We start from the raw sequence: 20,283 nt of genomic DNA, 5'->3' as shown, positions 1-20,283 counted from the left end.
GTAAGGGTTAACAAAGCGTTTGGAGGGCGCTCGCGGCTGCCGTGTTACTTTCCGATTGGACGGGCGGCCGGCCGGCCAGGAGCAGATCCCGGATCATCTTGGGGCGCAACGGAGGGCCGTAAATGAAGCCCTGAATCTCCGCTGACGGTAGTTCTGCAGTGAGAAATTCCAGTTGATCGGTTCGCTCGACGCCCTCCACCACTACGCCAAGTCCGATGGATTCGACCAAGCCGAGAATGCCACGGAGCAAGGCGCGCTCCCTGTTGTTCTCAAGCGCCTCTCGTATGAAACGCCGGTCAATCTTGACCTTATCGAGGGGTAGCCGAGTGATATATTCGAGATTTGAATAGCCGGTCCCGAAGTCGTCAAGGGACAGTCTGATCCCGGTTGCGTGCAAGATATCGAGCCGTCGAAAAATTTCCGGATCGCGATCGAGAAAGATATTTTCGGTTATCTCGACCTCAAGCTGCGATGGGGCGACCGAGTGGCGGGCCGCAGATCGAAGTATGACATCGACGATGTCGTCGCGATTCAACTGGCTCGGTGAAATATTGACGGCAACCCGTTTATTGGGGGGCCAAGTAGCGACCGCCGCGCATGCCATGTCGATGGTATAATCGGTGATTGCCGGCATAAGGCCGCTTTCCTCGGCGATTGGCAAGAAAACCGCCGGGGAAATCGCGCCATGGACGGGATCATCCCAACGCAAGAGGGCCTCACATGTGCTGATGCGGCCGTATTGGGGATTGACGATGGGTTGAAATACAAATGTCAGTTCGTTTGCATCGAGCGCTCTGCGCAGATTTGACTCGATCCTCATGCGTTCGATTTCGACGCTCTCCATCTCGGCGTCGAATCGCGAGTGCCTCCCGCGTCCCGCGGACTTCGATTTATAAAGCGCAAGATCTGCGCGCTGAAGCAACTCGGCGGTTGTTCGAGCGTCGCCGGGAAAGAGCGCGGTGCCGACGCTGCATTTCGATGTGACCGATATTCCGTCGATCGAGAGCGGGTTCGCTAACGCGGTGATCAGAAGATTGGCGAAGCGGGTCGCTTCCTGCCGCGGTTCGCCGTTCAGATGCTGCAGGATCACGAACTCGTCGCCGGAAAATCGGGATACGACAGTCTCATCCTCGCTCACCTCCTCCATGCGACGCGCGGCGATGGCCAGGACGCGATCCCCGAATGCGTGACCGTAAGTGTCGTTCAAGCGCTTGAAACGGTCGAGATCGACGAAATGCAACGCAATCGCCTCCCCGTGATGGATCGCGGTATCGAGAATACGGACCATCTGGCCCTTGTTCGGCAAGCCGGTAAGGCCGTCGATGTGAGCGAGATGAAAGTTTTGCTCGGCAACCGCAACGGTCTCTTCCATCATTCCCCGCATTCCGTCCGCGATCCTAAGCAAGGTCATGCAGAACATCACGAAAAGGGCAGCGAAAAGGAGGTGCCATGCGTCCATCTGCCAAGCGAGTCCGAGGGACATAGGGACACCGGCCGCCGACAACTGCAGGACAACCAGCTTTCTGGAGGCGTAATTTCGTCCAACGAGGCCTGTCATAAAACACAAGGCTGTCGCGAACGAAAAAAGTTCGGCTGCGACATAGGTTTGGTCAGCTGCGAAAATCACCATCGGCCAAACGCCGATGAGAAGGACGTGAATGACGCCTGTCACCTCGTAAAAGCGCTTCGCGATAGCGACGGACTCGCGGTCGTCGTCGGCACGCCGTGCGCCATAATAGATCGCTGATACGCGGACGGTCGTTACCAAGCTCAATGCGGCAAAGATTGCCCAGACGCTCGGCATATCGGTCTGTATCGCCGTCGCAATGCAAGCGACAAGCGTAAAGGCGCACCCGCGAGCAAAATTGCCAGCGTCGGCGAAGAGCATCTGTTTGTAACGATCGGGGCGCCTGCCAGCCTGGATCGCCTGAAGCCTCTTAATCGCGAACTGCACCATCGCTCCAATCAACCGAAGGAATCCAGAATACAGTGTGACGATTAAAAACAAATTTATGCTAGATTTTACCACTCAGGGTTGCTGGGCTACAGCCAGTTCTTGTACCGAAAGAACAGCATTGGAACGATCGCCGAGACCACCATCAGCGCGAGCGCGGCAGGATAGCCGAAGGTCCAGCCGAGTTCGGGCATGAAACGGAAATTCATGCCGTAGATCGAGGCGATCAGGGTTGGCGGCAAGAAGGCGACGGCGGCGACCGAGAAGATTTTGATAATGGCGTTCTGCTCGATCGAGATCATGCCGACCGTGGTGTCGAGCAGGAATGTTGTCTTGTTGGACAGGAACGTGACGAAGTCGTTGAGCGAATGGACGTCCCTTGCCATCGCCTTCACGCGCGGCTTGGCGTCTTTGGCGCTGGATTTGCGGCGGTCGAGGGCAAGCTGAAGAAACGGGAGCAGGCGATCGAGCGTCGCCAGGCCCTCCCGCGCGCGGGAGGTGAGGTCGCCGGCCGCTCCGATGCGCCGCAGCAGCGATTTGAAATCCTTGGTGCCGGTCGGCTTCTTGCGCGCCGAAGAGGAGAAGATGTCCTCGCCGATGCTGTCCAGGTCCGCCGAGATGGTCTCGAGGAGGTCCGCGACCCGGTCGATCACTGTCTCGAGAAGCCCGATCAGGATCGTGTCCGCCGACGGCGGCCGATCGCCGCGGCTGACGGCCGGCTTTTCGGCGGCGCCGGGCTGGGCGCCGCTGTCCGCAGCGCCACCATGGCGCGGTGTCTCGCGGCAGAGCTTGGTCGCGTAGATTGCAAAGCTTTTCGGCGCGCTATAGCGCAGCGTGATCAGCCGGCGGTCGGCGAGCATGAAGGTGACCGGGGCGAAAGACGGCTTGCCGCCGTCCAACCCGAACACGACCGAGGCCGTCATGAAGTCGGCGTCGTCCTCGGAATAGAGCCGGCTCGACACCTCGATCTCGACCATTTCTTCGCGGGTCGGCACGTCGATGCCGCATAACTGTTCGACGGCGGCGATTTCGTCTGGATGCGGATCGAGCAGGTCGATCCAGACAGCCTCGGTCGGGATTGCGTCGGGCGATGCCCGGACCGCGTGCATTCTGGCACCGCTCGGGACATAGGCCTCGATCATCGACGCTTTTCCGTGAAATCGCGGAACCAGCGCGCGGCGCTGTCCTCGCCGACGGCGCCAGCCGCGACATCCATGACGAACTGGTAGACCATGCCGTTGTCGGCGGTGATGTCGTAGCCGTTAATGTCGAGAAAGACGTAGGCGGCGAGATAGGCGGTCCGCTTGTTGCCATCGCTGAAAGGGTGATTGCGAGCGATGCCATACAAATAGGCGGCGGCAAGATCGAAAAGGTCGGGCTCATCATAAGCCGCCTTATTCAGCGGCCGATCCAGTGCAGCTTCCAGCGCGTTCTCGTCTCTGATCCCGGCGAGCCCGCCATGCTCCGACAATTGTTCGTAGTGAATGGCCTCCACGACCTCCCGGCTCAACCACTCAATGGTCATTTCGCCAGTTCACGCAGGGCAGTACGATATTTCTGCATCCCCTCGCGGGCCGAACGCATCTGACGGCCGAAGGGCGAATCTGCCCGAACCAATTGAACGCCATCGGGAGTCCGGACGATTTCAAGAGAGTCGCCGGTGGCAAATCCCGCCTGTTCCAGCACCTCCCTGGGCAGGATCACACCTTCGGAATTGCCGATCTTGCGAATGACGGTGTTCATGGCAATGCCTCCGATCTCCAGGTTCTGGCGTTATAACTAATGTTGAACCAAGGGAGTGGCAAGAGACTATTCGGCCGCCGCCTTCTCATGGCCAAGGTGACGGGAAAGGGCTCGCAGCAAGTCCTCGGCCGCTTCGGCGACGACCGTTCCCGGCAGGAAGATGGCGGCGGCCCCGGCCGCCTTGAGGGTGTCGACGTCCTTCGGCGGGATGACGCCGCCAACGACGATCATGATGTCGCCGCGTCCCTCCGCTTCCAGCGCCGCCTTCAACGCCGGAACGAGGGTCAGATGCCCGGCCGCCAGCGACGAGGCGCCGACGATGTGGACGTCGTTCTCGACGGCCTGGCGGGCCGCTTCCTCGGGCGTTTGAAATAGCGGGCCGATGTCGACGTCGAAGCCGAGATCGGCGAAGGCCGAGGCGATGACCTTCTGGCCGCGATCGTGGCCGTCCTGGCCCATCTTGGCGACAAGAATGCGCGGCCGGCGGCCCTCGGCCTCGGCAAAAGCCGCGCTCATCGCCTGGATATGTTCGATCCGCCCCGCCATCGCGCCGGCCTCCCTTTTGTAGACGCCGGCGATGACCTTCGTCGTCGCGACATGCCGGCTGAATACCTTTTCCAGCGCCCCAGCCATTTCGCCGACGGTCGCCTTGGCATGGGCCGCGGCGATCGACAGTTCCAGGAGATTGCCGTCGCCACGCTCGGCCGACGCCGTCAGCGCCGCCAGGGCGGCATGCGTCGCGGTGTCGTCGCGCTCGGCCTTGAGGCGCTTGAGCTTTTCGATCTGCTGGCGCCGCACCTCGGCGTTGTCGACGGAGAGCACGTCGATGTCGTCGGTGACATCATTGAGGAATTTGTTGACCCCGACGACGGTCTGGGCGCCGGAATCGATCTGTGCCTGGGTCCTGGCTGCCGCTTCCTCGATCCTGAGTTTGGGCAGGCCCTTTTCGATGGCCGCAGCCATGCCGCCCATCTCCTCAACCTCGGCGATGTGGGCAAGGGCCTTCTCCGCGAGCAGATGCGTCAGCCGTTCGACATACGCCGAACCGCCCCAGGGATCGATCGGGGATGTGGTGCCGGATTCGCGGGCCAGCACATGCTGGGTGTTGCGGGCGATCCGGGCGGAAAAGTCGGTCGGCAGCGCCAGCGCTTCGTCGAAAGAGTTGGTGTGCAGCGACTGGGTATGGCCTTGCGTCGCTGCCATCGCCTCGACGCAGGTTCTGACCGCGTTGTTCATGACATCCTGGGCCGTCAGCGACCAGCCCGAGGTCTGACAATGGGTGCGCAGCGACAGCGAGCGCGGATCCTTCGGCGCGAAGTTCTTCTGCATGAGCGCGGCCCAGATCAGCCGCGCCGCGCGGAGCTTGGCGACCTCCATGAAGAAGTTCATGCCCACCGCCCAGAAGAACGACAGGCGGGGGGCGAAGTGATCGATGTCGAGACCCGTCGCGACGCCCGCCCGGGCATATTCGATGCCGTCAGCGATGGTATAGGCGAGTTCCAGATCCGCCGTCGCCCCGGCTTCCTGCATGTGATAGCCGGAAATCGAAATCGAGTTGTATTTCGGCATGTGCTTCGAGGTGTAGGCGAAGATGTCCGAAATGATCCGCATCGAATGTTTGGGCGGGTAGATATAGGTGTTGCGGACCATGAACTCCTTCAGGATGTCGTTCTGAATGGTCCCCGATAGATCCTTCTGGGCGACGCCCTGCTCCTCAGCCGCCGCGACGTAGAGCGCCAGAACCGGCAGCACCGCGCCGTTCATCGTCATCGAGACGCTCATTTCGTCAAGCGGAATGCCGTCGAAGAGCTGACGCATGTCGATGATCGAATCGATCGCGACGCCGGCCATGCCGACGTCGCCCGCGACACGCGGATGGTCGGAATCGTAACCGCGGTGGGTGGCGAGATCGAAGGCGACCGACAGGCCCTTCTGTCCGGCCGCGAGATTGCGGCGATAGAAGGCGTTCGACTTCTGCGCTGTCGAGAAACCGGCATATTGCCGGATCGTCCAGGGCTTTTCGACATACATGGTGGGGTAGGGGCCACGCACGTATGGAGCGATGCCCGGATAGGTGTCCAGGAACGGCAGGTCCGCGATATCCTCGGCGCCATAGGCCTCCGCGATCGGGATTCCCTCCGGCGTCTCGAAGGACTCGCCAAGCGTCTTCGCGAGGGCGGGCTGCGTCGGCCGGCTCCACGCGATGCGGGTGAAATCAGGAACCTTGGTCACGCCGATGCCTCCACGGTCTCGCTGGTTCGGTATGGGCGCAGCGGCTCGCAGCGGGTTTGCCCAGTCGGCTGTGGCGGCGGCTCGGCGCCGGGGGCCTGCCCCAGGAGAACGTGATGTCGCTCCTCATCGAGCGGGTAGAGGTTGGCGCCGACGATGACGGTTTTCCCCTCCGCGAGTTGGACGGCCCTGGCCGCTCGCGCGTCCAGAATGCGATTTTGCAGGACGCCGGCGGAGAGGCTCGCGAAGATGCCGCCTTCCGCCTCGATCTTCTGAAATTCGCTCCAGGCGACCTCCGCGGTCAGGTCGGTAAGTGCCTCGATGCCGCCGGAACCTGCCGCCGGATCTGTCACACGCGCCAGACCGGATTCGTCCTGCAGGATGATCTGGATATTGCGGGCCAGTCGTCGCGCGGCAGGATCGGCAAGGCCGAGCGGGGCGGTGTATGGCAGAACGGACAGGCTGTCGGCGCCGCCGGTTCCGGCCGCGAAGGCGGCGATCGTCGAACGCAGGATGTTGGTGTGCGGGTCTTTGGCCGCCATCATGCGCCAGGAGGTCTCGGCGTGGATGCGGGCAGCGGGCGGGGCCGAATCGCCGCATTCCTCCAGCAATTTGGCCCAGAGAAGACGCAAGGCCCGCAGTTTCGCGGTCTGCTCGAACTGCCGTTGATCGACTGCCAGGGTGAAGCCGATCGCCGCCGCCGCATCGGAGAGGCCGAGGCCGGCATCGAGCATCGCCCTGAGGTAATAGAGCGCCGTCGCCAGCACGGCGCCGAGTTCCTGCCCGGCGGTTGCGCCCGCGTCATGGAAGACGCGCCCGTCCGCCTCGGCGATACGGCCGCGAAAGCCGCTCGCGCGTAGCGACTTCGTGGCACGGCCCGAATGCGCCCGAAAATCACTTTCGGGACCGGGAAAGCTTCCCGTAAAGGCAAACGGACCGATCGCGTCGAGACACAGGTCGAGGGAAAGCGTCTCGAAATCCTGGCCGCGATCTTTGGCCAGCGTGCGGATCGTCTCGATGGCGCGCCGCGCGTCCATATGCGGCTCGATCCGCAGCGAGATCATCTCCAGCTTCACGCCGGCGAGCGCGCGGGCGATTGCCTCGCCTTCCATCGGGAGTCCGAATCCGTGTGCCGATGCCGACCCGGCGAAAACCAAAGACAGACCATTGGCCCCGCCTTCCAGATCCGCCAGCGCCTGCGTATTGGCGCGCGCGGCGTCGGAATCATCAACGCGCTGGAATACCGCCCATCGCCCGCCCGTCGAGCATGCGAGCGCAGACGCGTCGCGCTTGCGGTCGTGCAGGGGGCCGTAGGTAAAACCGTCCTCGGCCCGCGCGGCAAGCGACTCGAAATCCCGACCCTTCAGGCCCTTTTCCACCAGGCTCCGCCATGCGGCATCGTCAGCTTGAGGAAAATCGATCGTCTCGATTGTCAGCGCCGTCATTGCACCTCCCTGTAGGCCGCGCCGCATTTCGCCTTCGCAGCGGTCCCAAAAGCGACCTTTGGCACCCGCCTCAATAGCGCCTCTCCGGCGTCGGCGAAATGCAGCCTTCGGCTCACGTCCCCTGCACGGGGCGTTCCATGCTCTAGTCGCACGCGATGACGGCATCTTTGGGCGCGACCAGCTTCCAGACGACGCCGGCCGGGGCGTAGTTCATCTCGACCGCCCCGCCCAAGCCCCGCGATGTCATCTTCTGGGTGATGAGTGTGCCGAATCCGGCGTGTTTGGGTTCGACGACCGTTGGGCCGCCGATTTCACGCCAGATAAGCTCGAACTTCTCGGCGATCGACCATGATATTTTCACGGTTCCATCGGCAACCGAGAGCGAGCCGTACTTGGCCGCGTTTGTCGCCAATTCGTGCAGTGCGAGCCCGATCGTCTGTGCTGCGGTCGAATTGAGGCGAATGGCGGGGCCGTCCAGTTCGATTTGCTCGCCGCCGGCGCCGAACGCCTTGAGTTGGCTGTCAACGAGGTCGGCCAGCATGGCGCTTTCCCAGCCGCTACCGGCGAGCAAGTCGGCGGACCGCGCCAGCGAGCTCAACGCCTCCGATAGCGTGTCCAGGAACTGCTTGGTATTGGCGCTCTCCTTTGCGGCGCGCCGGGCGATGGCGGCGATGAGCGCATACTGGTTCTTGGCGCGATGGGTCATCTCGCGCATGAGAAAGCGGTTCTGCTCCTCGGCCTCGCGGCGCTCGCGCGAGGCCTGCGCCAGAACCTTCGAGACCGCGCCGATCTCCGCGATGTCGGTCGCAAACGGCATTGCCGGTTCGCCCTTGCCGATCGCCTCGGCCTGCTGCGACAATTGCAGGATCGGCGCCGCAATGCGTCGGCCGAAAATGATGCCAAGCATGATCGAGAACAGCAGAAGCAGGATCCCGGCACTCATCAAAAGTATCCAGGATCTGAGTGCCGGTCGGACGATGACGGCGTTGGGCACGGCGACGGTGGTCGTCCAGTTGGACAGGCTGGAGACCGTCGACGCCTCGATGAGATCGTTGCTCATTCGCGCGCCCAGCGTTTCCATGATCGACGGGTTGTCGTAGGAAATCCCTTGCTGGGCTTCCATCCGTCCCTCGCTGGTTACCGCGGCAAAAACGCGCCGGCCTTCGGCGTCCTTGATGATCGCGGACCATTCGCGCGGCAGGTTCCGATTTGCGATGACGGCGTCGAGGGCATCGGCGGCCTTGTTGATCACCAGCACATAGGTGACCGTCTGATCCCGCATCACCGGGACCGCGACATGGAACATGAAGCGGTCGGCCCGCGCGCCGAAGAACACGCCGGAGACCAGCGGCCGACGGGTCTTGAACACCTGCTCGATGGTCTTTGTATACTCGCTCTTCCTCGGCGCGGGGGGATAAGGCTCCAGCGTCGAAACGACGACTCCAAGCGCCGGGTCGATCAACTCGGCATTGGTCTCGGTAGTTCTGAGAGCGGCTACTGTTCGCTCGTGAAAGCCGGCGAGTTGTCCGTTTACCAGAGACGGCGAGGAGGCCAGCACCTTGCCGCTGGTGATCATGCCGTAAATATCCCGATCGACGGCGTTGGAGACGATTTCGGCCGTATCGTTCACTTGCGCGGCCGCGATTTCACGTTGCTGTTCGGAGAACTGCAGCACCAGAAACGCGCTGAACAGCAGCGCGGGAATGAGGACGATCAGAGCAAACAGCACGAGATGGGCGAGGAGAGGCGGTCTCCGCATGGCGCGCGAAAGCATCGCCCATCGCGCCCGTCTGGGCGACGACAGGAAAGATCGCAGCCTGTCGGGCAGCGAGCGAGCGACGTCCGCTTCGACACTCATCAGTGACAATATTCCGCGGCACTTGGATCCTCGATCTGCGCCACGGCCCCTGCTGGTAACGAACCCCTGCGTTTATCCCACGACCATACGTCAGTCTCGGCCGGTATTCCATAACCGTTTGGTGGGATGAGTGCTTTTGGCGAGATTGGTCGATGCGGTGAAAGCCTGGCAGAGTTTCCGATGCCGCGGTCAGACGAAGGACGACAATCCGGGCACCGACGCCAGTGCGCGATCGACGGTTTCGGGATCGGAATGGGCTTTCGCGAAGGCGGCGAGTTCGCGCGCGACGATCTGAATCTGACCCATGTCGAGGCCGAGCCCCATCAGCTTCGAACCGAGCCCCATGATGCCGCCGCCCATCGCGGCGCCAAGGAAACCACCCTCGTCGTCGCCACCGGTCGTAGCGATCGCGTCCGAAGCCCCCGGCGTTTCGGCAATCATCTTGCCGACGGCGGGATCGTCACTTTCGGCCTTGAGATAGGTCAGGATATGACCGATCGCGACCTTGGCGGTGGATGACTCAAGACCCGTCTCCGCCGCGATTTTCGCCAACAGCTCGTCCATGGACATCTCCTCCTGCCGCCGCGCCTCGGAAAGAGGGGGCCGGTTGCTGCAAAGCTTGGCAAAGCCTGATCGCCGACGCAATCGACGAACGCGCGCTTATCGCTCGCCGCGCTTGTTCCAAGCCGCTGGCCGGCTATAACCCCAATGGTCAATGAGCGAGGGATGCTGGATGCAGGAAACAGGTCGGATTTTTCTGGGGAGCAGCCGTGACCCGCAGGACGCGATCAAGAAGGGCGAGTATCTCGACCTCAAGCTCGCCAATCGCCACGGCTTGGTCACCGGTGCGACCGGAACCGGCAAGACGGTGACGTTGCAGATCCTCGCTGAAGGTTTCTCGGAAGCGGGCGTGCCGGTTTTCTGTGCCGACATCAAGGGCGACCTGTCGGGCATTTCCATGCGCGGCGAGGCCAAGGACTTCCTGGTGGAGCGGGCGGAAAAAATCGGCCTGGACCCGTATTACAACGACTTCTACCCGGTGGTGTTCTGGGACATCTTCGGCGAGAAGGGTCACCCGATCCGCACCACCATCTCCGAGATGGGGCCGCTGCTGCTTTCGCGCCTGATGAACCTGTCGGACGCCCAGGAAGGCGTTCTCAACATCGCGTTCAAGATCGCCGACGAGGAGGGGCTGTTGCTGCTCGACCTCAAGGATTTGCAGGCGATGCTGGCGCATCTTTCGGAAAATGCCGGCGACATCTCCAAGCTTTACGGCAATGTCGCCAAAGCCTCCGTCGGCGCGATCCAGCGCTCGCTGTTGGTGCTCGAACAGCAGGGCGCCGAAAGTTTCTTCGGCGAACCGGCGCTCAAGATCACCGACCTGATGCGCACCGACCGCGACGGACGGGGCATCGTGAACATGCTGGCCGCCGACAAGCTGATGATGAATCCGCGCCTCTATGCGACCTTCCTCTTGTGGCTGCTGTCGGAACTGTTCGAGGAGTTGCCCGAAATCGGTGACCCCGAGAAGCCGAAGCTGGTCTTCTTCTTCGACGAGGCGCATCTGCTATTCGACGACGCCCCGAAGATCCTCGTCGACCGGGTCGAGCAAGTGGTCAAGCTGATCCGCTCCAAGGGTGTCGGCGTCTATTTCGTCACCCAGAATCCGCTCGACGTGCCGGACGGCGTGCTGGCCCAGCTCGGCAATCGCGTCCAGCACGCGCTGCGTGCCTATACGCCTCGCGAACAAAAAGCGGTGAAGACGGCGGCCGAGACCTTCCGCCCCAACCCGGAATTCGACGCCTATGAGGCGATTACCCAACTCGGCGTCGGCGAGGCGTTGGTGTCGACATTGGGCGAAAAAGGCGTGCCGTCGATGGTCGAGCGCACGCTGATCCGTCCGCCCTCGGCGCGTCTGGGTCCGCTCAACGACGCGGAGCGCGACGCGATCATCGCCAAGAGCCCGGTCGCGGGGCAGTATGATCAGGCGATCGACCCGGAGTCGGCCTATGAGATGCTGGTTGGCCGGGCCGAGGCCGAGCTTCGGCAGGAAGAAGAGCAACGTCGGCTCGAAGCCGAGACGGAGAAGGCGAGCCGCGAGGGTGAATCGACGCGGCGGGCGGAGGCGGCGGAAGGGCGGCGCACGCGAACCGGCTTTCAGCTTCCCGATTTCGGGCTCGGCGGTGGCGGGCGCGACGATACCCAGGAAGTCGAGGAATACGACGATGATAAAGCGCCGCGCCGGCGGTCGGCGCCGAAGCGGCGGCGTCGTTCGTCCGGCTACCAACGGCAGACGCTGACCGAAACAGTGATGAAGCAGGTAGGCCGAACCGTCGCCTCGACCGTGACGCGGGCGATCCTGCGCGGCGTGCTCGGCGGCTTCAAACGCGGTCGCTGAGCGGGCACGACTGTAGATCTCAGGCGCCGCCCGGCGCCACGTTGAGGACTCAATGACCCGGCGACCTTTCCAACGACCCGGCGACACCCCATTTTCGCCCCGGCTAACCGTTGCGAAGGAAGATCCATGAACCGGAAGTCGACGCTCGCTTCTTACATTTTGTGGCTGCTGGGCTTCGGCGCGATCTGCGGCCTGCACCGGTTCTATCTCGGACGGCCGTGGACCGGTCTCTTATGGCTTCTCACCCTGGGGCTTATGGGCATCGGCCAGCTGATCGACCTGTTCCTCATTCCCGGTATGGTGCGCGAAGAGAATCTCGAAAGCCGCGTCGACCATATGGAGCGTGAGCGCGATCGCCTGCGGTAATACCGACCTGCGACAAAGCCGATCCCGCAACAAAAAAGGGGCGAGAGAATCTCCCGCCCCTTCGAATGGAATGATCGCAGGATAGCCCGGTCAGACCATGCCGATCTGGGTGACGACCAGCGGCGAGCCGGACTTGACACGATCATAAAGATCGATCGCGTCCTGGTTCATGAAGCGGATGCAGCCCGACGAGGAATTTGTCCCGATCGTCCAGTATTCCGGCGTCCCGTGCAGACGGTAGAGCGTGTCCTTACCACCCTGGAAAATGTAGAGCGCGCGCGAGCCCAACGGATTGGCGAGACCCGGCTCCATGCCGTCCGCATATTTGGCGAGGCTCGGCTCGCGGGCGATCATCTCCCTGGGTGGCGTCCAGGTCGGCCATTTTCTCTTCCACTGGACCTTGGCCCGGCCGCTCCAGGAAAAGCCCGCCCGTCCGATGCCGACGCCGTAGCGCATCGCGCGACCACCCGGCATCACCACATATGCAAAATAATTCGCGGTATCGACGACCACTGTCCCGGGCGCTTCGCCGGTCGGATCAGCGACTTCCTGACGATAGAATTTCGGATCGACGCGCTTCAGATCGACGGCCGGAATCCGGTATCCATCGTCGACCACCGGCCCGTACATCGACACATATTTGGGTTCGATCCCGCGCTCCACGGGATAGGGTGCCACCGACACCTTGGCGCGCGGTCCGGTGGTACAGCCTGTCGCGACCGCTGCTGCGCCGAGCCCGAATCCGAGGAGCAGTTTGCGACGCGTGAAGAGGGAGTTGCCGTTATTCGTCATCTATCCAGCCTGTTTTTTTTGTCGGCCGCCACCCTACGAGAGAAAGCCGTAAATTGTTGTTACCGTGCGAACACTTTCCAAGTTGTTCGGTTCCATTTCGATCACATCCGTTTGATCGCCCCTCGGCGATAGCCGCGAACAGACCTGCGTCCGTCCAAGTGCGATTATGACCTGGCGAGCTATGATCAGACGAGATTCGGCAGGCTGCGAAGGTCCGCAAGGACGGCGTTCGGCGCCAGATCCAGATACTCGTCCGGCTCACCGCCACGGTTGATCCAGACGGTGTTGAAGCCGAATTGCGTGGCCCCCGCGATGTCCCAGCGATTGGATGACTGAAACGACACGGCGTCCGGATAGAGCCGAAAGCGTGTCGTCACCAATTCGTACATGGCCGGGGCGGTCTTGTAGGCCCCGCAGTCTTCGGCCGAGAAGACCGCGTCGAACAGATCCTCGATTCCCGCCGAGCGCACCGCTCGCTTCAACATCTCGCGCGAGCCATTGGACAGAATCGCGAGGCGTGCCTCCCGCTCCTTGAGCGCTCTGAGGGTCCCCGGCACTTCCTCGAACGCGTCGAGGTCGCGATAGGCCTCGAGTAATTTGTCGCGCAGCGCCGGGTCCGCCGATGGGACCTTTTTGAAGGCGTAGTCGAGGGCGTCTTCCGTCAGCTGCCAGAAATCCCGTTCGGCCCGTCCCATCAGGCCGCGGACCCAGGAATATTCGAGCTGCTTGCGGCGCCAGATCTCGGAGAGAAGCCGGCCCGATTCTCCCAGGTCACCGGCATGGCGGGAGACGGCGGCACCGGTGTCGAACAGCGTGCCATAGGCGTCGAAGACATAGACGGAATGCAATGGGGTCTCCCTGATCGTGTAAGCGGACGCTCTGGCTTTGGACGGTCATATGGACCCGTCGCGGCAATTGGAAGCGTCGCCGCTGCCGTCGGCGATAATCCGATCGAGAGCCGGGCCTTCTTCGCTGGGCCGATGGTCGGGTATCCGGCCGGCACGCCGCGTCCACGCTCAGGGTAACCCGCGGACCTCAACGACCACGATGTGCCGGAAACGGCGCAGCTTATTTTGCCGCGCTAGACTTGGCGGTCAGCATCCAGAGCACCTCAAAGAGGAAGTCCTTTTAGGATATAGACGTCGTTCCAATCCGAGCGACCCGACAGGCGCTCAATTTCGGGCGGGGTGGCCGGAATCATGCTGTCGGTGAACCGCAGTCCGATTTCGTCGCCCCGTCGCCACGCAACAACGACTGGGCGAAAGACTCGATCGGACTGATCGTAGATCGCCAGCTGCGACGGCAGATGATTTCCTGAATAACGGCGCACGCGGAGCCCACCATCGGATATATCAACCACCATTCCATCGTCCAGAAACCTGTGACACCGCGTTACGAGTTTCACCGGTCTCAGGCGCGTGCGACGGCGACACCAGCGGCGCTGATCATGCAGATCGCGAAGAAATCTTGTCCTCATTGCCGGCCCCCGCGATGGCGCGTGCTCGATTCCTTCAAGCACGGCGAATCAATTTGCCTTTCCACGATGATTGTATGGTTCAATCGTTTCTGCGGTCGTAATGTTCTCTCCCGCATTTTCATGGATTTCGTTATCGAGCGGTTGACTCTGCTGCCAGGCCGTCGCTAGCGCAGAACGGATACTCTTCTCCCACGCGTAGGTAGTCCGCCTTGGCGGCAATCGTGTCGCCGTGCAGTCCCCGTCCGCCCAATTTGGAGCTTCGCCATGCCACAGAAAATGACTCGCACGCGGACTTTCATCGACGGCGAGTGGCATGACGGCAACCCTGGTCTCATCGGCCCGCGCAGCCATGCGATGTGGCTCGGCAGCACCGTGTTCGATGGCGCGCGGTGGTTCGATGGCCTCGCGCCCGACCTCGATCGGCACTGCGAGCGCGTCAACCGCTCGGCCCAGGCGCTCGGCCTGAAGGCGACGGTGACACCGCAGGAAATCGTGCGCCTGACCCGCGAGGGGCTTGAAGGGTTCGATGGCAAGACCGCCGTCTATATCCGGCCGATGTACTGGGCCGAGGATGGCGGCTACATGGGCGTTCCGGCCGACCCGGAGACGACGCGCTTCTGCCTTTGTCTCTATGAAGCGCCGATGATCGCGCCCTCGGGATTTTCGCTGGGCGTCTCGCCGTTTCGCCGGCCGACGCCCGAAACCATGCCGACGCTGGCCAAGGCCGGATGTCTCTACCCCAATAACGGCCGAGCGATCATGGAGGCGAAGTCGCGCGGCTTCGACAACGCGCTGGTGCTCGACATGCTCGGCAACGTCGCGGAGACGGGAACGTCCAATCTCTTCATGGTCAAGGACGGGACCATGTTCACGCCGGTTCCCAACGGCTGTTTCCTCGACGGGATCACAAGGCAGCGGGTGATCGGGCTGTTGCGCGAGGAGGGCAGGGAAGTGGTCGAGGCGTCGCTGACGGTGGCCCAATTTCTCGATGCCGACGAAATCTTCTCAACCGGCAACCACTCCAAGGTGGTGCCGGTGGTCGGAATCGAGGGGCGCGAACTCCAGCCCGGGCCCGTCTACGAGGCGGCGCGTGAGCTGTATTTGTCATTCGCCCGCTCGGCGGGCTGAGCGTTTACTGGAACGCCGACCGGTGGCAAACGCAACCGTCGGCCCTAACTTCCCCCTCGCTGAATTTTGACGTTTCGGGCAACCCTCGCCGGGTCTGCCCGTTGCGCTCAAGACCTAACCAACCAGAAGGAGACGCACCAAATGGCATTCACCCTTCCAGAGCTTCCTTACGCCTACGACGCGCTCGGCCCGTACATGTCGAAGGAAACGCTCGAATATCACCACGACAAGCACCACAATGCCTATGTGACCAAGGGCAACGAACTGGCCGAAAAGGCAGGAATGTCCGATCTGTCGCTCGAGGAGATCGTCAAGAAATCGCACGGCAGCGACCAGGCGCTCTTCAACAATGCCGGCCAGCATTACAACCACATCCATTTCTGGAAGTGGATGAAGCCAGGCGGCGGCGGCAAGAGCCTGCCGGGCAAGCTTCAGACGGCATTCGACTCCGATCTCGGCGGCTATGACAAGTTCAAGGCCGATTTCGAGGCCGCCGGCGCCGGCCAGTTCGGTTCGGGCTGGGCCTGGGTCGCCGTCAAGAACGGCAAGCTTGAGATCATGAAGACGCCGAACGGCGAGAACCCGCTGGTGCATGGCGCCGAGCCGATTCTCGGCGTCGATGTCTGGGAGCACTCCTACTACATCGACTACCGCAACGCCCGGCCGAAATATCTCGGAGCGTTCGTCGATAATCTGATCAACTGGGACTACGTTCTGGAGCGCTACGAGGCCGTTACCGGTTAAAGCAGGTTCTCTGCCTCCTGGCCGCAATGGCGGCAGCGAGATAGATCAAGGCCCCGCAGACGCACAGCTTGCGGGGTCTTTTCCATGAGCTGCAGCGTTGACGTTTTTGTGAAAGGGGCCGAACCAAAGTCCGATTGCGCCAGGCCGCAAGTTGCTTTCAAATATTTCTTGCTTGTCCGCAGACGCGGATGAACTTCCGGGAGACGAATTAATGCAGATCAGAACTCTCGCACTTGTCCTTGCGACGACGACAGCGGCCGCGTTCGCGCTGCCTGTGCTTGCCCAAAATGCCGAACCCATCAAGCAGCGGCAGGAACTGATGGAAGGCAACGGCAAGGCCGCCAAACTGTCGGGCCAGATGCTCAAAGGCGAGGCGGAGTTCGATCCGGCCAAGGCAGCCGAGGCATTCCAGGCCTTCCACCAGGCCGCTGAAAAGTTCGGCACGCTCTTTCCCGAGGACAGCAAGACCGGCGAGGAGACCGAGGCGGCTCCGGCGATCTGGGAAAAACCCCAAGAATTCCAGGCGGCCGTCGCGAAATTCGAGAAGGATTCGGCGACCGCGATCTCTGCCGATCCGCAGGATATCGACGCCTTCAAGCAGAGCTTCGCCATGGTGGCGGAGAACTGCAAGAGCTGCCACGAGGACTTCCGCATCAAGAAGGACAAATAACGGCGCGTAGCCGCAAGGGGCGCGGCGCGGGACGGACACTGGCGACATGCTCAACCGCATCCTGACCACCGTCCTGGTCGGTGTCGTCCTCGGCGCCGGCGGCTTCTATCTGCTGACGATGCCCGACCCGCTCGATGCGGCGACGTTGCCGCCCGAGCAATCCGGCGACGCAGTGCGGGGCGAACGGATGTTCTGGGCCGGCGGCTGCGCGTCCTGCCATGCCCCGTCGAAGGCAAAGGCCGCTGCGAAGCTCGATCTTGGCGGCGGAGATCCGCTGAAGACGGACTTTGGCACCTTTTACGCCCCCAACATTTCCCCCCATCCGACCGACGGGGTGGGGGGCTGGAGCCTTGCCGACTTCGCCAACGCCATGCAGCGCGGCGTCGATCCAGAAGGCGAGCATCTCTATCCGGCCTTTCCCTATTCCTCCTATGTCAAGATGAAGCCCGGCGACGTCGCCGATCTTTGGGCCTTCCTGAAGACGCTGCCGCCGATCGTGGGACAAGCGCCGCCGAGCGATCTCGCCTTTCCGTTCAATATCCGCCGCGGCATCGGTCTGTGGAAGCTCTTCTTCCTCGATGATGCGGCGCCGGTCGTTGATCTAGGCGAGAACGCCTCGGACGCGGCCCGCGCCGGGCAGTATCTCGTGGAAGGCCCCGGCCATTGCGGCCAGTGCCATACACCGCGGGGCCTTGGCGGCGTCGGCGGACTGGATACGGATGCCTGGCTGACGGGCGCGCCGAACCCGGAGGGCAAGGGGCGTATTCCCGATATCACCCCGTCGAAGGGCGGGATCGGGTCCTGGTCGGCGTCCGACATCGTCTATTATCTGGAAAGCGGCTTCACGCCGGATTTCGATTCCGTCGGCGGCGCGATGGTGGCGGTGCAGGAGAATATCGCGCGTTTGCCCGCGACGGATCGCGAGGCGATCGCGGCCTATCTAAAGGCCGTGCCGGCGGTTGAGAGCGCCGGCAAATAGCCCGGACAGTTCCGGCGCGCGCCTGATCGTGGGGCGGCGGCGGACTACCCGTCCTTGCCCATCAGCTTGAGCGCGAAGGCGTGGATATAGGCCACTTCCTCCAGCTTGGAGAAGCGGCCGGAGGCGCCGCCATGGCCCGAATCCATGTTGGTGCGCAGGATGACCGGATTGTCGTCGGTCTTCACCTCGCGTAGCCGCGCCACCCACTTGGCCGGCTCCCAATAGGTGACGCGCGGATCGGTGAGCCCGGCCAGTACCAGCATCGGCGGATAGGCCTGCCGCTTGACGTTATCGTAGGGGCTGTAGGACGCGATGATCTCGTAGTCCTCGCCCGACAGGATCGGATTGCCCCATTCGGGCCATTCCGGCGGCGTCAGTGGCAGCGTGTCGTCGAGCATGGTGTTGAGCACGTCGACGAAGGGCACCACGGCGATGATGCCGCCGAATTTGTCCGGCGCCATGTTGGCGACGGCGCCCATCAGCATGCCGCCGGCCGAGCCGCCATTGGCGACGATCCGCTCATGCCGGGTGTAATTTTCGGCGACGAGGTGGTCGGCGCAGGCGATGAAATCGGTGAACGTGTTGGCCTTGTTGCGCCGCCGCCCGGCATCGTACCAGGCAAAGCCCTTGTCCTTGCCGCCGCGGATATGGGCGATGGCGTAGACGAAGCCGCGATCGACCAGCGACAGCGCATTGGTGCTGAAGCTGGCGGGGATGGCGATGCCATAGGAGCCATAGCCGTAGAGCAGGCAGGGCGCGGTGCCGTCGAGCGGTGTATCCTTATGGTAGAGCAGCGAGATCGGCACCAGTTCGCCGTCCTTGGCCGGCGCGAAGATGCGCCGGGTCACGTAGTCGGCCGGGTCGTGGCCGGAGGGAACCTCCTGCGTCTTCAGCAGAGTGCGCTCGCGGGTCTCGACATCGTAGTCGAAGGTCTGGTTCGGCGTCGTCAGCGACGAATAGGTGAAACGGATGGTGTCGGTGTCGAACTCGTACGTGCCGGCCAGCCCGAGCGAATAGGCTTCCTCTTCGAAGGCGATCGCATGCTCCTCGCCGTCCGACAGCCGCTTGACGACGATCCGCGGCAGGCCGTCCCGACGTTCGAGCCAGATCAGGTGACGCTTGAGCACCATGTGGCCGAGGATGAGACGGCCATCTTCATGCGCGACGAAATCGGTCCAGTCCGAGCGCCGTGATGCGTCGGTCGGCGCCGTGACGATCTTGAAATCCCGAGCGTCGTCACAATTGGTCAGGATGTAAAGGGTGCCGTTGCCCTCGTCGACGCTGTATTCGATGCCGGTTTCGCGCGGCGCCAGCAGGCGGGGTTCGGCCGCCGCGTTGTTGGCGGGAATCAGCCAGCATTCGGAGGTTTCGTGGTCGTGAATGTCGATGACAACGAATTCGCCCGACTGGGTCTTGTCGACGCCCATGAAGAAGCCGGTGTCGGTCTCCTCGTAGATCAGCGCGTCGTCGAGCGGGTCGGTTCCCAGGCGATGGAAATAGACCCGGCTCGGACGATGGTTGGAGTCGAGGCGCGTATAGAAGAAGCCCTTCGAGCGGGCCGACCAGACCGTGCCGCCGCTGGTGTCCTCGATCCGCAGCGGCAGGTCCTCACCGGTCTCCATGTCGCGGATCGAGACGGTGTAGAATTCCGACCCCTTGTCGTCACAGGTCCAGGCGAGCCAGCGATGGTTGGTCGAGTGGCTGACGCCACCGAGCGAGAAATAGGCGCGATCGGCGGCCTCCGCCTGCCCGTCGAGAAGCACCGTCTCTTGAGCCGCGGTGCCGAAGCGGGGACGCCGGATGAAGCGCGGATATTCCGCTCCGGTCTCGAAGGAAGCGCCGTAGGCCCATTCTCCCTCCGGGGCGGGCACCGACGAATCATCCTCCTTGATTCGCCCGCGCATTTCCTTGACGAGCGCTCCGCGGAGCGCCTCGGTGCCGGCCATCACCTCCTGCTGATAGGCATTCTCGGCAATGAGATGTTCGCGGATTTCGCTATCCAGGACGCTCGTATCCTTGAACACATCCTGCCAATTGTCGGCCCGCAGCCATGCGTAGTCGTCGGAGCGCTCGCGGCCATGCCGGACGTCGGTCCGGGGGCGCCGCTCGGCGAGGGGGGGAGTGGGTTTCAATTCGGCTGTGGAGGAGTTTGTCATCAGGCCTGACTTGCGGGAAGGGCTGGGAGAATCGAACGCTGGAAAAAGAGGACGACGTTTCGCGCAATAGTAGCGAAGAATGACGTAGAGGCCAAACCGCACGCGGCGTGGGTTGCCCAATGACTTGACGCACCGTGTCCCATCCGGGGCCGTCGATCCGTGGCCGGGTGGGCAGCGGCGCCAAGGGTGCGAGGTCGGCGGGCCGAATCACTGACGCCTATGCGATACCGGCAGGGTCACACTTTTCGCGTGCTGCACGGATATTTTCTGTGGCGTATGGCATACCACTATACTAGAAACGGGGTGCGGATCAGGCTTCGGGCGAACCAGTCTTGCCCACAAAG

At 62.7% G+C, this 20,283-nt stretch carries 18 protein-coding genes; 6 read left to right on the top strand and 12 right to left on the bottom strand.

Translation table 11 applies throughout. From position 1 onward, the window contains the following. Nucleotides 1–7: 7 nt before the first annotated feature. The 8 genes from VSX60_RS02285 to VSX60_RS02250 all read right to left on the bottom strand — a co-directional run bounded on the left by VSX60_RS02285 (nt 8) and on the right by VSX60_RS02250 (nt 9,793). Nucleotides 8–1,957 (bottom strand): putative bifunctional diguanylate cyclase/phosphodiesterase, encoded by a 1,950-nt coding sequence (locus VSX60_RS02285; protein WP_327622524.1) that lies wholly within the window; start codon nt 1,955–1,957, stop codon nt 8–10. An 86-nt stretch (nt 1,958–2,043) separates the two neighbouring features. After that, on the bottom strand, nt 2,044–3,096 hold the full coding sequence (locus tag VSX60_RS02280; protein WP_327622523.1) for a magnesium transporter CorA family protein: 1,053 nt from the start codon (nt 3,094–3,096) through the stop codon (nt 2,044–2,046). Then, a complete protein-coding gene (locus VSX60_RS02275) occupies nt 3,093–3,479 on the bottom strand; it encodes a type II toxin-antitoxin system death-on-curing family toxin (RefSeq protein WP_327622522.1) in 387 nt (128 codons plus the stop codon). Before VSX60_RS02275 ends, VSX60_RS02280 begins: the two co-directional genes overlap by 4 nt. Then, on the bottom strand, nt 3,476–3,697 hold the full coding sequence (locus VSX60_RS02270) for an AbrB/MazE/SpoVT family DNA-binding domain-containing protein (protein WP_327622521.1): 222 nt from the start codon (nt 3,695–3,697) through the stop codon (nt 3,476–3,478). Before VSX60_RS02270 ends, VSX60_RS02275 begins: the two co-directional genes overlap by 4 nt. A 66-nt stretch (nt 3,698–3,763) precedes the next feature. Further along, entirely contained in the window at nt 3,764–5,929 is a 2,166-nt protein-coding gene (gene scpA, locus VSX60_RS02265) for a methylmalonyl-CoA mutase (RefSeq protein WP_327622520.1), read from the bottom strand. Further along, entirely contained in the window at nt 5,926–7,371 is a 1,446-nt protein-coding gene (locus VSX60_RS02260) for a methylmalonyl-CoA mutase subunit beta (RefSeq protein ID WP_327622519.1), read from the bottom strand. The genes scpA and VSX60_RS02260 overlap by 4 nt, the downstream gene beginning before the upstream one ends. Nucleotides 7,372–7,513: 142 nt before the next feature. Then, the gene (locus VSX60_RS02255; RefSeq protein WP_327622518.1) at nt 7,514–9,229 is read right to left on the bottom strand and encodes an HWE histidine kinase domain-containing protein; all 1,716 of its coding nucleotides are present in this window, start codon (nt 9,227–9,229) and stop codon (nt 7,514–7,516) included. Between the two features lie 189 nt (nt 9,230–9,418). After that, nucleotides 9,419–9,793 (bottom strand): DUF2267 domain-containing protein, encoded by a 375-nt coding sequence (locus tag VSX60_RS02250; protein WP_327622517.1) that lies wholly within the window; start codon nt 9,791–9,793, stop codon nt 9,419–9,421. Nucleotides 9,794–9,962: 169 nt separating this feature from the next. Here VSX60_RS02250 and VSX60_RS02245 point away from each other — a divergent pair, with 169 nt between their 5' ends. After that, a complete protein-coding gene (locus VSX60_RS02245) occupies nt 9,963–11,627 on the top strand; it encodes a helicase HerA-like C-terminal domain-containing protein (RefSeq protein ID WP_327622516.1) in 1,665 nt (554 codons plus the stop codon). A gap of 126 nt (nt 11,628–11,753) precedes the next feature. Beyond that, the gene (locus VSX60_RS02240; RefSeq protein WP_327622515.1) at nt 11,754–11,993 is read left to right on the top strand and encodes a TM2 domain-containing protein; all 240 of its coding nucleotides are present in this window, start codon (nt 11,754–11,756) and stop codon (nt 11,991–11,993) included. Between the two features lie 90 nt (nt 11,994–12,083). Here VSX60_RS02240 and VSX60_RS02235 read toward each other — a convergent pair whose 3' ends face one another. The 3 genes from VSX60_RS02235 to VSX60_RS02225 form a co-directional block, all read right to left on the bottom strand. Next, nucleotides 12,084–12,785, bottom strand: coding sequence for a L,D-transpeptidase (locus VSX60_RS02235; RefSeq protein WP_327622514.1), 702 nt, complete (start codon nt 12,783–12,785; stop codon nt 12,084–12,086). A gap of 185 nt (nt 12,786–12,970) precedes the next feature. Further along, complete coding sequence (locus VSX60_RS02230) at nt 12,971–13,633, bottom strand: haloacid dehalogenase type II (RefSeq protein ID WP_327622513.1); 663 nt, start codon at nt 13,631–13,633, stop codon at nt 12,971–12,973. 263 nt (nt 13,634–13,896) lie between these two features. Next, nucleotides 13,897–14,148, bottom strand: a complete 252-nt coding sequence (locus VSX60_RS02225; RefSeq protein ID WP_327622512.1) for a hypothetical protein — start codon at nt 14,146–14,148, stop codon at nt 13,897–13,899. Nucleotides 14,149–14,526: 378 nt separating this feature from the next. On the opposite strand from VSX60_RS02225, the gene VSX60_RS02220 reads away from it, so the two are divergent. The 4 genes from VSX60_RS02220 (at nt 14,527) to VSX60_RS02205 (ending at nt 17,783) form a co-directional block, all read left to right on the top strand. Continuing rightward, a complete protein-coding gene (locus VSX60_RS02220; protein WP_327622511.1) occupies nt 14,527–15,390 on the top strand; it encodes a branched-chain amino acid aminotransferase in 864 nt (287 codons plus the stop codon). Between the two features lie 141 nt (nt 15,391–15,531). Beyond that, entirely contained in the window at nt 15,532–16,134 is a 603-nt protein-coding gene (locus VSX60_RS02215; RefSeq protein ID WP_327622510.1) for a superoxide dismutase, read from the top strand. A gap of 211 nt (nt 16,135–16,345) precedes the next feature. After that, nucleotides 16,346–16,804, top strand: coding sequence for a c-type cytochrome (locus VSX60_RS02210; protein WP_327622509.1), 459 nt, complete (start codon nt 16,346–16,348; stop codon nt 16,802–16,804). 46 nt (nt 16,805–16,850) lie between these two features. Further along, nucleotides 16,851–17,783 carry a cytochrome c gene (locus VSX60_RS02205; RefSeq protein ID WP_327622508.1) on the top strand — a complete coding sequence of 311 codons (933 nt, stop codon included), beginning with the start codon at nt 16,851–16,853 and terminating at the stop codon, nt 17,781–17,783. Nucleotides 17,784–17,827: 44 nt separating this feature from the next. Here the strand turns inward: VSX60_RS02205 and VSX60_RS02200 are convergent, their stop codons facing one another. After that, on the bottom strand, nt 17,828–19,939 hold the full coding sequence (locus tag VSX60_RS02200; RefSeq protein WP_327622507.1) for a S9 family peptidase: 2,112 nt from the start codon (nt 19,937–19,939) through the stop codon (nt 17,828–17,830). Between the last annotated feature and the right edge of the window lie 344 nt (nt 19,940–20,283).

Origin of the sequence: Aurantimonas sp. A3-2-R12 (genome assembly GCF_036016755.1) — a bacterium.
GTDB classification, from domain to species: Bacteria; Pseudomonadota; Alphaproteobacteria; order Rhizobiales; family Rhizobiaceae; genus Aurantimonas; species Aurantimonas coralicida_A.
Note: the sequence above shows the minus strand (reverse complement) of the source record. Positions and strands in the feature narration are given on the sequence as shown.